We start from the raw sequence: 14,491 nt of genomic DNA on the forward strand, positions 1-14,491 counted from the left end.
CAATCGTTCCGCGAGTCCGGAAGGCGCAGGAACGCACTCGTGGTAATGCCGTTCGCGCTGATCACCCTCGTCACGGTGGTGGACATCAACGTGCCACCGGATGTCCATCTCGGCCCCTTCCTGGTGGCGGCGCCCGCGATGGCGGCCTCGTTCACCGGACCGCGCATGACGGCCTTCGTCGGCGCGGTCGCTGTGCTGGCCCAGGCCCTGGTGGCCGCCGCGCGCACCGATCTCACCGACCTCAACCACACCTACCAGATCATCGCGCTCACCCTCATCTCGGCCTTCGTCACCCTCTTCGCCCACCTGAGAGAGCGGAACGAGAAGGCGGTGACGCAACTGCGTTCGGTGGCCGAGGCGGCGCAGCGCGTGGTGCTGCGGCCGCTGCCCGTCCGAAGCGGCCCGCTGCGCATCGCCTCGGTCTATCTGGCCGCGGAGGCGGAGGCGCAGATCGGGGGCGACCTCTACGCGGCCGCCCGCACCACCGACGGAACCCGCCTGATCATCGGTGACGTACGCGGCAAGGGGCTGGCAGCGATCGGTGAGGCGGCCAGTGTCCTGGGCGCCTTCCACGCCCTTTCCCGCCAGGAGTGGCGACTGCCGGATCTGGTGGCGCATCTGGAGGTGAGCGTCGCACCGGACCAGAACTGCGCCTTTCACGAGGGCGAGGACGGGAACGGCACCGACGCCCAGGAGATCGCGGAGTCGTTCGTCACCGCCGCCGTTCTGGACATCCCCGACGGAACCGCCGAGCTCCGCCTGGTCAGCTGCGGTCATCCGCCACCGCTGCTGCTGCGCGCGGGCGAGGCGATCCCGCTCCGGGTGCGGGCGCCCGCCCCTCCGCTCGGTCTGGCGCACCTGCTGGTGTCCGATCACACGGCGGAGACGTTCGCCTTCGACGTCGGCGACACCCTGCTCCTGTACACGGACGGTGTCATCGAGTCCCGGGACCGGTCGGGGGACTTCTATCCGCTCCCGGAACGGGCCGCCTCGCGATGCGGTCAGGCCCCGGACTCCCTGCTGAAGTCGCTCTGCGCCGACCTGGTCCGCCACGCCGGCGGCCGCCTGGGCGACGACGCGGCACTGGTCGCCGTCGAACGGCTCCCGGCCCCCGGGGGCGACACCCGTGTGACCACCGCCGGGTGACGGCCGCCGGTCCGCGCCGTCTCAGCTCCGGCGTCCTCGCAGACGGCGCGACACGGCACGCAGCCAGGGGTGGCGTTCGTGCACCTGCGTCGAACGCCGGTCGAGTTCCCTGCCCAGGCGTTCCGTGCGCTTGTCGATGTCGAGTTCGTCCAGAATCCGGTCGACTTCGGCGAGCAGGGCTCCGTGCAGCTGCCACTGCCGGGGGTGTTCCTGGACGCCGGTCAGGAGCAGGTCCGCCACCCGGTCCCTGGTCGCGCGGCCGGCGGCGAGTGCGCGGGCCAGCCGGTCCTCCGCCCCCTCGGCATTCTCCGCGACCGGAGTGGTGATCAACTCCGAGAAGCTCTCGATGGCGCCGGCCATCTGTCCGAACAGTTCTTTCAGGGCAGCGGCCACGTCTCCGGGGAACAGGGCCTCCTCGGTACGGGCCTTGGCCAGGTCGGTCAGGGTGCGTGACAGCACCCGCAGCACCACGGCGCAGATCTCCAGAGTGTCCAGGCCGGTACGGAGCACGACCCGGTACAGCAGCCCCTGCCGGACGCGTGGATTGAGCGTGAGTCCCTCCTCGGCCTGCCGGAGCGAGGCATCGACCTCCACGATGTCGTGGTCCAGCCGACGGGCCTCATGGAGCCGGTCGGCCGCCCGCCGGACCGGGATGTGCCCCGTCACGTCCTCCCCCATCGCGCGGAACATGTGGCCCATCGCACGGGCCAGACTGTCGATGGAGGCGCCCGCGGACTGTACCCATACGGGCGGCGCGAAGAGCAGGTTGAACAGCAGTCCCACGCCCGCGCCGATGAGTGTCTCCAGCACGCGGTCCCATGCCGTGGAGGCGACCTGGGAGACGCCCAGGACGAGCATCGCGCTGATCGCCACCTCGGGTACGAACTCGTCGACCCGCACCAGCCGCCCGATGATCAGCGAGGCGAAGATCGTCAGTCCGAGGCTCCACCAGCTGAGGCCGACCAGCGCGCTGAGCGCGGTGGCGATGAGCACCCCGACGACGACCGAGTTCACCCGGCGAATCCCCGTGGTGAGGGTCGCGTAGAGGGTGACCTGTACGACGAGGAGCGCGGTGAGCGGTGCCGTGAGCGGTGCCGGATGCGGCAGGGTCCACACCGCCACGGCATAGGCGATGACGGCGGCCGCCGTGGAGCGCAGGGTCTGCGCCCCGACGGGTTCGGTCGTGCGCCGGACAAGCTTGATCACGGGCTCGGATACGGATACTCCTGGCATCTCTGTCCCATGCCCGCCCGTACGCCGTCACAGCGCCTGGGCGAACCGAACCCCACCGTACGGGCGTGCCGGTGCGCGTCGAATGCGCCGGGGGGCGCGGCGCGCGCGGCCCCGGGTTCAGGAACGCGGATCGAGGGCGTCGATCAGCTCCCCGCACATGGCGGTGGCCCGCACCTCGTCGGCCAGGCACTCGGCCCGTGCCCGGTACGAGGGTTCCTTGAGCACGAGTTCGGCGGCCGACCGGATCCGGGAGACGTCGTCGGTGCCGAGCTCCGGCGCATCGTCCGCCGGACCACCGGTCGGGGTGACGGCGAGTCCCGCACCCGACTCGGTCACCAGCCGGGCGTTCGTCGGCTGGTCGGCGAAGAGGGGGACGCAGACCAGCGGGACGCCCGCCGCCAGGGCTCCGAAGGTCGTTCCCGACCCGCCGTGGCAGACCACGAGCGAGGCGTGGTGCAGCACGTCGGCCTGCGGCACCCATGCCTCCACACGGACGTTGGGCGGAATCGGCCCGAGGCCCGACACATCGGTACCGTGTCCCGCCGTGAGCAGCACCCGTACCGGCAGTCCGCTCAACGCCTCCAGTGCGGCCCGGTACAGGCCGGTGGCCGTCGGCAATGCACCCGCCACGGTGCCGAGGCTGAGGTAGACCAGCGGCTCCTCGGATCCGCCCCACCAGTCCGGCAGCACCCCCGGCTCCGGGGTTTCGTGATAGCGGTGGGTCACGGCGTACGGCGAGGGGTCCAAGGAGGCGGGCAGGCGCGTCAGGTACGGGGACTCCCGGAGCCGTTCCGCGATGCGGGGGCCGTACGGGTCGAGCACGGGGCGCAGCAGCCCGTCGGTGGACCCGGTGAACCGCGCGGCGGAGACCGCGACCCGGGCGTGCGGGATCCCCTGCCGCTCGGCGGCCACCACCGACGCGAACTCGAACGCCTCGTGCAGCACGAGGTCGGGCCGCCACTCGCGGCACGCCTCCTCCATCGCGGGCAGCATCGCGGCGACGCCCAGCCGGCCGAACACCTCCCCGACCATCAGGGCGGCCGCGTCGTCCGGGGGCAGTGCCTGGATGCGTGTCATCACCGGCATCACCTCGTCGTCCTTCGGCTGCCCACCGATGCGGTACGGCTGTTCCCGCGCCGCCAGGGACGCTTCGAGTCTCGGCGGTGCGACGACGAGGACCTCGTCGCCGCGTGCCGTGCACGCGTCGATGAGGGGGACGAGCGGGTGGAAGTGGCCCGAGCCGTTGGTCGAGGCGAAAAGTACGCGCATGGCCCGAGCCTAAGGAGGCCCGCCCTGTTCCCACAGGACCACTTTCCGCCTGTTTTCCGGCACGTCAGCCCGCGAATCCCACGTGCACATGGTCGTGGTGGGTGTCGTCGGTGAAGAACTGATGCTCCGTCGCGCCCCCGGAGAGCTGGATCGGTCCGCCGACGTTGTACGAGCCGGCCGCCGCCGCGTCGCGCATGAACGATTCGGTCAGCCGGCGCGGGGTGGCCGGATCGACGACCTGGTGCCCGTCGATCCGCCATACGTCGAAGGCCCGGCCCGGCGGGTGGTCGCTGGGCCGGTCGGTGCCGAACACGTACAGCGGATGCCCGGAACGGAACACGGTGATGTCCATCCGGTACGTACCGGCCAGCCGCAGCAGGGCCCGCAGCACGGTGGGGTGGATGTGCCCGCTGCGGACGTCGGCCTCCGCCGCGGGCGGCAGGCCGATCCGCGGGCTGGCCAGCACCTGCCGTGCCGCGGCGGGCAACGGTGCGACGGCGGCGCCGGGGCGGCCCGGGTGCAGCGCCGTGACCTCCCAGCGGGGCCGCGCCCGGCTCAGTCGCACGTCGACGGTCGTGCCGCCCGTGTGCCCGGGGGTCCATTGGCGGCACACCACCATCACGCCGGCCGTGTCCGCCAGGATCCCGCCGTACTGCGCCTCGATCACCTGAAGCGCGGCCTCGTCCGCGTCGGGCCGCAGCGGGCCCGCCCGGTCCACCAGTGACGGTTCCGCCCCGAGAGCGGCCACCCGCCTCCTCGCCGCGGCCGTGCTCCCCTGCCCGGCGGGCCACGCGCCGATCGCCTCCACCACCTGTACGGCGCGCAGCTTCACGGCGGGGTCCACATCGCCGCGGCCGGGCCGCCAGGCCGTGGTCGCGGGCAGCGGTGAGGGCCGGGACGGGGCCGGGGATTCTGATGGGGACGGACCGGACGCTGTCCGGGAGGCCGCCGAGCAGGCCGTGGTCCCCACGAGCAGGGCGCCGGCGCCGAGCAGCAGGGAGCGTCGGCCGAGCGGTTGTCGCATGCGCTGCTCCGTTCCCGTTCGGGGTCCACGTCACGGGGCCGGGACCCGCACCTCTTCGATGCCCGTCGTTCTCTGCGCCGCTGGGGTACTCGCACCCCGGCAGCCGTGACGCTTCGTCACAGTGTCGTGACGAGCCCTCCGTCGATGACGAAGTCCGATCCGGTGACGTTTCCGGAGCGGCCGCTCGCCAGCAGCAGCACGAGGTCGGCCACTTCTTCCGGCCGGCTGAACCTCCCGGTGGCCGCCCGGTCCGCGGCCTCCTGGGCGACGGAGTCCGGTGCGGTGGCGCCGCCCGCCGCGAACGTGTCCGCGATGCCTCCCTCCCCCAGCCAGAGGTCGGTGGCCACGGGCCCGGGGCTGACGGTGTTCACCCGTACCCCGTGCGGGCCGACCTCCTTGGACAGGGCTCTGCAGAAGTTGGTCAGGGCGGCCTTGCTCGCGCAGTAGTCGATGACCGAGGGGTCGGGCAGAAAGGCGGTGACCGAACTGACCGTCACGATCGAGCCGGAACCGCCCTCGATCAGGTGCGGCAGCGCGGCGCGGGTGGTGCGGACCGCGGAGAGGAAATTGATCGTCAGCGCCCACATCCAGTCGTCGTCGGCGAGGGACGCGAAGCCGCCCGTTCGCGGACGTACCGCCCCTACGTTGTTGACCAGGACGTCGAGCCCGCCGAACCGGGCGACCGCTTCCTCGACCGGTTCCTCGGAGCCGTCGGGCCCGGCGAGGTCCACCTTGACGAAGTGGACCTCCTGGGCCGCCACCAGCTCGGACAGGGGTTCGGTGAGGGTGCGGGAGGCCGCGACCACACACGCGCCCTCGTCGGCGAGCGCCTGTGTCACGGCGAGGCCGATGCCCCGGCCCGCGCCGGTGACCACGGCCACCTTGCCTTCGAGATGCAGATCCACCACGGTCTCCTAGCGTTGAACGGCGGCGAATGCAGGCCCCCGGACGAGGACGAGCCGCCGTACTCAGCGTTGCCGGGGCCGGCGGTGACGGCGCGGCCCGGACAGCAGCGGAGTGACGCGGCCCGACTGTCCGGGTGAACACCGTGCGCGGTCGGCCGAGCGGGGCTCCGCCACGGAGTTTCCTCACGTCCCGTCAACCGCCGCCGACGGGATCTCCGGACCGGAGCGCACCACCCGGCGCACGGTAGACGCCGAGTACGTCACCGAGGAAGGGGGTGCGGAGCCGGCTGGCCGACGGGCGGCCTGGCGGGCTGGGCCTCCTCGCAGGCGGCCCCCTTCCCCGCGGCGGTGACCCTCTCCGTCGTGGTGGCCGAATCGTGAACCGCTCCCGCCTCCCGGAACCGCACCGCACTGCGGAGGGCCGTCGGCGTGACACAGCTCACGACTGTTCACGAGTTGCGCAACCATTAAAGTATGAGCATGGATGCCGACAACGCCGACACCCGGGCGAACCAGCAGACCGCGATGCTCGACGGCGGCCCCGCACACGGGCTGCGGATGCGGGTCACCAGCCCACCGCCGGTCCTCCAGGTCACCTGGCCGTGCGACGTCGAGGGCCCGCCCGAAGGAATGCGCGTCGACGCGCTGTTCGTGTACCGGCTCGACCCCCGGTCGAAGGGCGAACCGCTGCTGCGCTACGGCTTCGACGGGGCCAGCCCCTGAAGGTCCCGGCCCGAGGCGATCGCCCGCACCACCGGTTCGGGGACCGGGGCGGGGGTGCCGTCCGCCCATCCGACGAGGCCGGCGAAAGCCGCTGCCGCCTCATGGATCCGGGCCGGCCGGGCTTGAGCCGAACGGCGCATGCCCCACCCATGGCCGCGGCGCGGTGGCCGGTCTGTGGTCATATGGCCTGATGCTGGATGTTGACGACAGGCGCTCGCCCCGGGCGCCCGGGGCGAGCGGGAGGGGAGGCCGATGGCGCAGGATCCGCAGGACGCGTCCGCCGATGAACCGGGGAGCGTTCCCTACATGTCGCTGCTCAACCTGACGCTCGGTTCCGATCTGGACCGTATCGGCGAGCAGATGCACACCCTGGCACGCACCCAGCGCAGTCTGCAGGGACTGCTGGAGGCCGTCCTCGGCATCAGCAGTGAACTGGAGCTGCCGACAGTGCTGCGCCGGATCGTGCGCACCGCCATGGACCTGGTCGGCGCCCGCTACGGGGCCCTGGGTGTGCTGGACGACAAGGGCGAACTCCTCGCCGAATTCCTCCCGCTCGGGCTCAGCGCCGAGGAGCTGGCCGCCGTGTCCGGGGTGGAGCCGCCTCGTGGCCGCGGCCTGCTGGGGCACCTGATCCGCCACCCGGAGCCCTTGCGAGTGGAGGACATCGCCGGCCATGCGGAGTCGTCCGGGTTCCCGCTCGGGCATCCGCCGATGCGTTCACTGCTCGGGGTCGCCGTCTCCGTTCGCGGTCGCGTCTACGGCAACCTGTATCTGTCCGACCGCCACGACGGGAAGCCGTTCGACCGGCACGACGAGGGAGTGATCCTCGCGCTCGCCGGTATCGCCGGTGTCGCGATCCAGAACGCGCGCCTGTACAGCCAGGTCCGCAACAACGCCGAGCAGTTCCAGCGACTGCTGCTGCCCCAGTTGCTGGACCTGCACCCGTTCGAGGCACGCACGATCTACCGGCCCGCCAGCGCGCCCGGGCAGCTGGGCGGCGACTGGTACGACGCGGTGAGACTGCCGGACGGCTCCTGCGTCGCGGTCATCGGCGATGTCGTCGGCCACGACACGAAAGCGGCAGCCGCCATGTCCCAGACCCGAGGCATGCTGCGGGCGCTGTCGTTCGACGAGAGCACCCCGCCCAGTTCCTCATTGGCCCAGCTCGATCGCATCATGCACATGACGGGTGGCTACCTCGTCACCACGGCGTGCGTGGCCCGCGTCGAGCCCGCCGGCCCCGGCTGGACATTGCGCTGGAGCAGCGCCGGCCACCCGCCGCCCCTGGTGCTGCTCCCCGACGGCACGGTCCGCTACCTGGACGAGGAGCCCGGACTGCCGCTCGGGGTGGACACCGAACCGCCCCGGCCCGGCCACTCCTTCGCCCTGCCGGCGGGCAGCACCGTCATCCTCTACACGGACGGACTTGTCGAGCACCACGACGAGCCGCTGGACCGGGGTCTGGACTCGCTCGCCACGACCGTCCGCCGGCACGCCGGGGCCTCGCTCGATCAGCTGTGCAGCACCTTGGCCGAGCAGCATCCCGGCGACGGCCGCGACGACATGGCCGTCCTCATCCTCCGCATCCCCACGACCGCGGCCGAATCCCCCTCCGACGGTCGGGCACGGAGCCGGGAGCCGGATCCGGCGACGGGGTACGGCGGTCGGCCGCGGGAGGCGGATCCGATGCGTGCGGCGGGGAAGTGCGCGCATTCCACGCATCGACGGTCGCCCTGACCCCCTTCCTCGCTCGGCGCGGCGAGCCGGGACGGCACCCCCCTCCGCCCTTCCCGTCGGTCGTCACGGGGCCCCGAGACCGTCCATGACCAGGTCGGCCAGGATCCGCGGCAGGTCTTCGCCGAGGGGCTCCCGGGTCAGCAGCACCCTGCTGTGAAGGGGGGCGATCAGGGCTTCGAGGGCCACACGCGGATTCACCCCGGGCCGGAGTTCGCCCCGGTCGATGCCGCGTTCGACCATCGTGGCCGCCAGCTGGATCCTCGACTGCCAGAACGCCTCCCGGGCCGCGGCCAGTTCGGTGTCCTCCACCGTGATCACCGCCGCGCGGGCGAGGGCCCGGCCGAGGGGGCTGTTGAGGTACTCCACCACCGACGCGGCGAAGAGGCACAGGTCCTCACGCACCGAGCCGGTGTCGGGGATCGGTACCTGCCGGTCACTGACGGCGAGCAGCGCGTCGGTGATCAGATTCTCCCGCGTACGCCAACGCCGGTACACGGAGGTCTCGTTCACCTCGGCACGTGCGGCGACGTCGGCAAAGCTGAACCTGGTCACGCCGTTCTCGACCAGCGCGTCCACGGCGGCGTCGAGTACCGCTCGGCGAACCCGCGCGCCCCGGCCTCCGGGGCGGCGCCGGATCTCGTCCTCGGTCATGTGCATCACTCCTCGCACCCATACTAACGCCAAGATTCTTGCTTTTATCGCCAAAATGGTCCATGGTTCCTAACGCAAGGATTCATGCTTTTAGCGTCGCTCGCGGTGACGCTGCCGCGTTAGGAGTTCGATATGTCGTACGTATGGCCGCTGGACCCGCGTGACCTGTTCGCCGAGCGGTATCCGCAGATGCTCGGCTTCGGGCTGCCTGCCGAGGACGTCGACGCGACCCGTGCCGCGATCAGTGACATGTGGCCGGACGCACCGGCCGGCTGGGTCCACGAGTGGTCGCGGCTCGCGGCCCGCTACGCCGACGCGGGCCGGCACGACCTGGCGGCGCTCGCCTACGGCTGGGCAAAGTTCCCCACGCTGGCCGACGAGCCCAAGCGGAGCGCGCTGGCCCGGCAGGCCGAGCACTACGAGCTCGCCTCCCCGGGCTTCCCGGTGGACTTCGAGCGCCGGATCCTCACGGTCCCCCACCGGGGCGGCACGGCCCGGGTCGCGATCCACATCCTGGCCGCGCCCGGCCTGCCCGCCGACGCGCCCGTCACACTCGCGAGCGGAGGAGTGGACTCCTGGAAGATGGATCTCCACCCGCTGTGGGTGGATCTCGCGCTCCGGTCCCGTACCCGGATCGTCGCCTTCGACATCGCGGGCACGGGTGAGACCAGCCACGTCCCGATGACTCACGACGGCGGCACCGAGATCATCGAGGGCCTGATCGCCGAAGCCCGCAGGCTCGGCAACGGCAAGGTGGCGCACTTCGGCGTCTCGATGGGCGGCTACTACGCCGCTCGCACCGGACTCTCCGGCGCGGTGGACGCCGCGGTGGTGCTCGGCGGCCCCGTGGAAGCCTCGTTCGCGCCCGGCCGCGGCTTCGCGTTCGGCATGGAGGGGATCGTGGGCAACGCCCTCGGCTTCGACCGGCCCCCGAACCCGCAGGAGCAGTCCGACGCGTTCGCCCGTTTCAATCTGCGCCCGCTCCTCGACCAGGACGTCCACGCCCCGATGCTCGTCATCAACGGCACCGACGACGTCCATGTCCCCGAGCACGACACCCTCGTCTTCCGGCACCGTCGAGACACCCGTGTCGAGCTCATTCCCGGCACGGGGCACTGCGCCATCTCCAAGCTGCCCGAGGTCCTGCCCGTCGTCGTCGACTGGCTCGGGCAGAGCCTGAGGGCCTGAACCCGTGAGCAGCGAGCGCCCCGGCGGGCGGTGTGCCGGGGCGCTCGTTCCCGCGTCTCGCTGTTGTTCCCGCGATTCCCGCCGTTTCCGCGATTCCCCGTCGTCCCTACGGTTCGCCGTCCGGCGGTGTTCCTACGGTTCACCGTCCGGCGTTGTTCCTACGGTTCGCCGTCCGGCCGGACTCGGCCGGAGACGATGGCTCCGGTGCGTTTGAGGGTGCGGATGATCGGGGCCGTCTCGACCGTGTCGATGCCCGGGAGCGCGCCGATGCGGTCGGCGAGGTAGTCGTAGAGGTGCTCGTCGTCCCGGCACAGGACGGTGGCGAGAAGGTTGGTCCGTCCCGTGGTGGCAGCGGCGTACGCCACCTCGGGGTGCTGGGCCAACGCGGCGCCGGCGGCGGCGAGCCGCGCGGGCCGCACCGACATCCACAGGGCGGTGCCGGCCGGGTTGCCGAGTGTGCGCTCGTCGACGTCCAGGACGAAGAAGAGCGCTCCGGCCGTCCGCAGGTGTGCGATGCGGCGGCGCACCGTCGACTCGTGGCAGCGGGCCTCGACAGCGAGCGCGGCGTGCGAGGTGCGGCCGTCACGGGCCAGCACGGCGAGCAGGACGCGGTCGAGGTCGGTGAGGTCCACCGGCGGCGCCTGGGCGTCGGGCGCCGGGTACGAGGGGGCGAGCGCGTCCTTCTGCTCCTGGCTCAGCACGGACGCGGGGCCGTCCCAGGTGGTCGGTCCGCCCTTGAAGAGCCTCAGCAGCCGGTGGGCGGCCACCGAGGTGACCCCGCGGCTCGCGGGGATCCGGTTCATCAGGAGCGTGTCGCGGTCGTGGTCGCTGCGTACCGCGAGATGGCAGATGACCTCCGTTCCGCCGGAGGCGAGCTTGACCCAGCGGGTGTCCTCCCGCCGGGCCAGCGCCCGAGCGAGACCGAGGGCGGCGCTGGGCACGCACTGGAGCCGCAGCGCCCACACGGACTCCCCGACGGGTCTGGGGTTGAGCCGGCCGACGACGCGTAGACCGGCCGTTTCGCGCAGTCCGGCGTAGCGGCGGGCGACCATCTGGTCCGAGACGCCCAGTACCGAGGCAATCCGGCGCAGCGGCGCACGGCCGTCAATCTTCAGTGCGTGAATGAGCTGCAGATCGATGGATTCCACACATCCGGAGTCTATTCGGCGGGAAAACCGGCATGCGGCAACGGACTCGTTGCGCCCGGTCGGGGCCGATCCGGATCCTCGGTGTCACAGGCCCGCGCGCCCACCGAGGGCGCGGAGCCGCATCCCTGTGGCGCTGCTCCAGGCGCAGCTGCCGCTGTCGACGAAGAGGAGGACGGGAGGCGTCGGCGCAACGCCCGCGCCCCCGACGGCACATGAGCACATTCCGTGACCTTCGGCACTACATCGAAAACATGACCGAGACGCTCGGGAAGGACGAGGTTCTCCGGATCGACGGCGCGGACCGGGATCTGGACATCGGCGGTATCACCGAACTGATGGCGGAGAAGGAAGGTCCCGCCCTGATGTTCGACAACATTCCCGGCTTCCCCGCGGGATACCGGGTGTTCACCAACTTCATGGGGACGGCGGCCCGGACCGCGGTGGCGCTCGGGCTGCCGCCCGGCACCGCGAAGCTGGACATCGTGCGGGCCTGGAAGGACCTGAGCAAGCGGATCGAACCGATCCCGCCGGTCGAGATCTCCACCGGACCGGTCCTGGAGAACGTCCTGACCGGCGACGACGTGGACCTCGGTGTCTTCCCGGCGCCCCGGTGGCACGACGGGGACGGCGGCCGCTACATCGGCACCGCCTGCATGGTCATCGCCCGGGATCCCGACAGCGGCTGGGTCAACGTCGGCACCTACCGGGCCTGCGTCCAGGGCCCGGACCGGCTCTCGCTGTGGATGCTCGGCAACCGGCACGCCAGGGCCATCGCCGAGAAGTACTGGGAGCGCGGCCGGAACTGCCCGATCGCGGTGGTGGTGGGCCAGGACCCGATCCTGTCGACCGCCGCGGCGATCGCCGCACCGTCCGGGATGTCGGAGTACGACCTCGCCGGCGGACTCCGCGGAGAGCCGGTCGAGGTGCTGTACCCCCAGGGCAGCGACCTTCCGGTCCCGGCGCACGCGGAGATCGTGATCGAAGGCGAACTGCCGCCGGTCGAGGAGGAGTCCGTACTGGAGGGGCCCTTCGGGGAGTGGACCGGCTACTACACGCACTCGGGCCAGGAGACGGTGGTCCGGGTGACCCGGATCCTGCACCGGAACGCCCCGATCATCCTGGGCGCCCCGCCGATGCTCCCGACCGTCCCGGCCGGCGACCAGGCCGTACCCCTGTACTCGGCATCAGTGACCTGGGACCACCTGGAGGCCTCCGGCGTCCAGAACATCAAGGGAGTGTGGGCCTATGCCCGCCAGCTCCTGATGGTCGTCTCCATCGAACAGACCGGCGCGGGCGACGCCATGCACGCGCTCCTGGCGGCGGCAGGGCGCAAGCGCACCGGCGGCATGGAGCGGTACTTCGTCGTGGTCGACGAGGACATCGACATCACCGACATCAACCACGTCCTGTGGGCAGTGTTCACCCGCGTCGACCCGTCCGAGTCCCTCCAGGTACTGCGCACGCCCACCACCGCCATCGACCCGCGGCTCTCGCCCGAACGGCGCGCCGCCGGCGACCTGTCGATGGGCATCGTGCTGATCGACGCAACCAAGCCGTTCGCATGGAAGGACCAGTACCCGGCAGCCAACCGCGTCGACGAGACGACTCGCGACGAGCTGCGCAAGCGTTGGGAGGACGTCCTGTCGCTCTGACCCGACACCGCGGGGAGGAGAGGGGAGGCAGCGCCGATCCCCTCTCCCCCCTCGCCACCGGAAGGGAAGCCGGGCCTGATCCCTTCTCCCCCTCGCCACCGGGAGAGAAGCCGGCCCTGATCCCCTCTTCCCCCCTCTCCCCCGTCCCCGGGGGCGGACGCACCGCCGGCCCCTCCGTCTCCCCCGCCTCCGCGCGTGGAGGCGGGGCCGCGTCCCCTCCCGGGTGGTCCGTCCCAGTCCCGCCGCAACAGGAGTCCGCAGTGACCACCACACCTCCCACTCGCCTCGTCGTCGGAGTAACCGGCGCGACAGGGGCACCGATCGCCGTCCGCCTGCTGGAAGTCCTGCGGGAGGTGCCGGGGGTGGAGACCCACCTCGTGCTGAGCACCTGGGCCCGCTCGACCATCGAGGTGGAGACCCCCTACACCGGCAGGCAGTTCGCCGAACTCGCCGATGTGAACCACAAGTTCGGTGAGCTGGGCGCCACGATCTCGTCGGGCTCGTATCCGGCCGCCGGCATGGTCGTCGTCCCGTGCAGCATGAAGACGCTCGCGGCGGTACGGCACGGCATCGCCGACAACCTCATCTCCCGCGCGGCGGACGTCACCCTCAAGGAGCGGCGCCCCCTGGTCCTCGTACCCCGGGAAACGCCGCTCAGCGAGATCCATCTGGAGAACATGCTCGCCCTCTCCCGCATGGGGGCCCGCATCGTCCCGCCGATGCCGTCCTTCTACGACGCCCCGGCCTGCATCGACGACCTCGTGAACCACATCGTGATGCGGATCCTCGACCAGTTCCCTCTCCCGGTCGCCGCCGCGGACATCGCCGAGAGGTGGCCCGGCCTGGCCGATGCCCGAGGCCGAAGGGGCCATCGGGGGGAAGCGGACGAAGCGGGTGAAGCGGGCGAGGTGCGGAACCGCTCAGGAGTGCACGGAAGTTGCTGAGGCGCTCTGGTCAACTGTGCACGCGTGGTCTATTCCTTTCCCCATGGATGGTGTGGTGTGGCTCGTCCTGAGCACGGGCGGACTCCTGGTGCTTCTGAACCTGGGCATCGGCGTCCTCGCTCTGTGGAGTCACCGCGAGTCCCTGCGGGCGACGGAGCGGCTGATCGCGTCGGGCGAGCTGGACGTGTATCACGCGGCGTGGCTGGCCGGGCCCGGATACGAGCGGTCGGCGCCCTGGGGCAGAGAGCGTGAGGCGGCCGAGACGTCCCTGCGGTCGCTGGCCGGGGCGGGGCTCGTACGGCTCGACGAGGGTGACTCACGGTTCGTACCGGTCGCCGAGGCGGACGAGAAGGGCGCCCCGCCTCCGGAGCATCCGCTGACCCTGGAGGCCTGGCAGTTCACCTTCGGTTCGTGGTCCACCGGACACGCTGTGACGGTACGGGCGCTGGCCACCCATCCCGCGTTCCAAGCGGCCTGCGTGGCCCATGCGGAACGGCTGTCCGGCTACCTGCCGCCGCACCGCACGAGCCGTGACGACCGTGCCCGGCGCGCACCGCCGGCCGCGGGACTGATCGCGGCGGGATGGGTCACGCTCAATACCTTCCTGGTGCTGGTGCGGAGCGTTTTCGGCGAGGACGGCACCGGGACCGGATGGGACCCGGAGCGTGTCGTCGGCGTGATCGCGGCAACCCTGGCCACCGCCGCCCTCTCCGTGATCGTCCTGATGTCTTCGCACGTCTTCGTCTGGCAGGGGTGGCAGGACCGGTGGCCCCGACGGCTGCGCGCACACTGCCGGAGCGTGATCGAGCGGGAATCCCGCGGCCGGGTCCCTCCGTCACGCCTCCCACGGGGCGACGACGACCGCTGAGAT

13 protein-coding genes are annotated in these 14,491 nt (G+C 71.7%); 7 read left to right on the forward strand and 6 right to left on the reverse strand.

Features of this window, described 5'->3' with window-relative positions:
• Positions 1-45: 45 nt before the first annotated feature.
• Positions 46-1,146: a PP2C family protein-serine/threonine phosphatase gene (locus ACFVT1_RS15000; protein WP_389795243.1), complete on the forward strand. Its 1,101-nt coding sequence runs from the start codon at positions 46-48 to the stop codon at positions 1,144-1,146.
• 21 nt (positions 1,147-1,167) lie between these two features.
• Here ACFVT1_RS15000 and ACFVT1_RS15005 read toward each other — a convergent pair whose 3' ends face one another.
• The 4 genes from ACFVT1_RS15005 to ACFVT1_RS15020 form a co-directional block, all read right to left on the reverse strand.
• Positions 1,168-2,379: an aromatic acid exporter family protein gene (locus ACFVT1_RS15005; protein WP_389795244.1), complete on the reverse strand. Its 1,212-nt coding sequence runs from the start codon at positions 2,377-2,379 to the stop codon at positions 1,168-1,170.
• 117 nt (positions 2,380-2,496) lie between these two features.
• A complete protein-coding gene (locus tag ACFVT1_RS15010) occupies positions 2,497-3,648 on the reverse strand; it encodes a glycosyltransferase (protein WP_389795246.1) in 1,152 nt (383 codons plus the stop codon).
• A gap of 64 nt (positions 3,649-3,712) precedes the next feature.
• Entirely contained in the window at positions 3,713-4,672 is a 960-nt protein-coding gene (locus tag ACFVT1_RS15015) for a hypothetical protein (RefSeq protein WP_389795248.1), read from the reverse strand.
• A gap of 116 nt (positions 4,673-4,788) precedes the next feature.
• Entirely contained in the window at positions 4,789-5,577 is a 789-nt protein-coding gene (locus ACFVT1_RS15020; RefSeq protein WP_389795495.1) for an SDR family NAD(P)-dependent oxidoreductase, read from the reverse strand.
• 480 nt (positions 5,578-6,057) lie between these two features.
• On the opposite strand from ACFVT1_RS15020, the gene ACFVT1_RS15025 reads away from it, so the two are divergent.
• Together ACFVT1_RS15025 and ACFVT1_RS15030 are read left to right on the forward strand one after the other, a co-directional pair.
• A complete protein-coding gene (locus ACFVT1_RS15025) occupies positions 6,058-6,300 on the forward strand; it encodes a hypothetical protein (protein WP_389795250.1) in 243 nt (80 codons plus the stop codon).
• Positions 6,301-6,552: 252 nt separating this feature from the next.
• Positions 6,553-8,037: a PP2C family protein-serine/threonine phosphatase gene (locus tag ACFVT1_RS15030; RefSeq protein ID WP_389795251.1), complete on the forward strand. Its 1,485-nt coding sequence runs from the start codon at positions 6,553-6,555 to the stop codon at positions 8,035-8,037.
• Positions 8,038-8,100: 63 nt separating this feature from the next.
• On the opposite strand, the gene ACFVT1_RS15035 is transcribed toward ACFVT1_RS15030, so the two are convergent.
• Positions 8,101-8,688: a TetR/AcrR family transcriptional regulator gene (locus ACFVT1_RS15035; protein WP_389795253.1), complete on the reverse strand. Its 588-nt coding sequence runs from the start codon at positions 8,686-8,688 to the stop codon at positions 8,101-8,103.
• A gap of 132 nt (positions 8,689-8,820) precedes the next feature.
• Between ACFVT1_RS15035 and ACFVT1_RS15040 the strand changes: the two genes are divergently transcribed.
• A complete protein-coding gene (locus ACFVT1_RS15040) occupies positions 8,821-9,876 on the forward strand; it encodes an alpha/beta fold hydrolase (RefSeq protein ID WP_389795255.1) in 1,056 nt (351 codons plus the stop codon).
• A 158-nt stretch (positions 9,877-10,034) separates the two neighbouring features.
• On the opposite strand, the gene ACFVT1_RS15045 is transcribed toward ACFVT1_RS15040, so the two are convergent.
• Complete coding sequence (locus tag ACFVT1_RS15045) at positions 10,035-11,024, reverse strand: Lrp/AsnC family transcriptional regulator (RefSeq protein WP_389795257.1); 990 nt, start codon at positions 11,022-11,024, stop codon at positions 10,035-10,037.
• A 251-nt stretch (positions 11,025-11,275) separates the two neighbouring features.
• On the opposite strand from ACFVT1_RS15045, the gene ACFVT1_RS15050 reads away from it, so the two are divergent.
• The 3 genes from ACFVT1_RS15050 to ACFVT1_RS15060 all read left to right on the forward strand — a co-directional run bounded on the left by ACFVT1_RS15050 (position 11,276) and on the right by ACFVT1_RS15060 (position 14,488).
• Positions 11,276-12,676 (forward strand): UbiD family decarboxylase, encoded by a 1,401-nt coding sequence (locus tag ACFVT1_RS15050; protein ID WP_389795259.1) that lies wholly within the window; start codon positions 11,276-11,278, stop codon positions 12,674-12,676.
• Positions 12,677-12,936: 260 nt separating this feature from the next.
• Positions 12,937-13,620, forward strand: a complete 684-nt coding sequence (locus ACFVT1_RS15055) for a UbiX family flavin prenyltransferase (protein WP_389795261.1) — start codon at positions 12,937-12,939, stop codon at positions 13,618-13,620.
• A 43-nt stretch (positions 13,621-13,663) separates the two neighbouring features.
• Positions 13,664-14,488, forward strand: a complete 825-nt coding sequence (locus ACFVT1_RS15060) for a hypothetical protein (RefSeq protein ID WP_389795263.1) — start codon at positions 13,664-13,666, stop codon at positions 14,486-14,488.
• The last annotated feature ends 3 nt before the right edge of the window (positions 14,489-14,491 follow it).

Source organism: Streptomyces sp. NPDC057963 (assembly GCF_042887155.1).
Classification (GTDB): Bacteria; Actinomycetota; Actinomycetes; order Streptomycetales; family Streptomycetaceae; genus Streptomyces.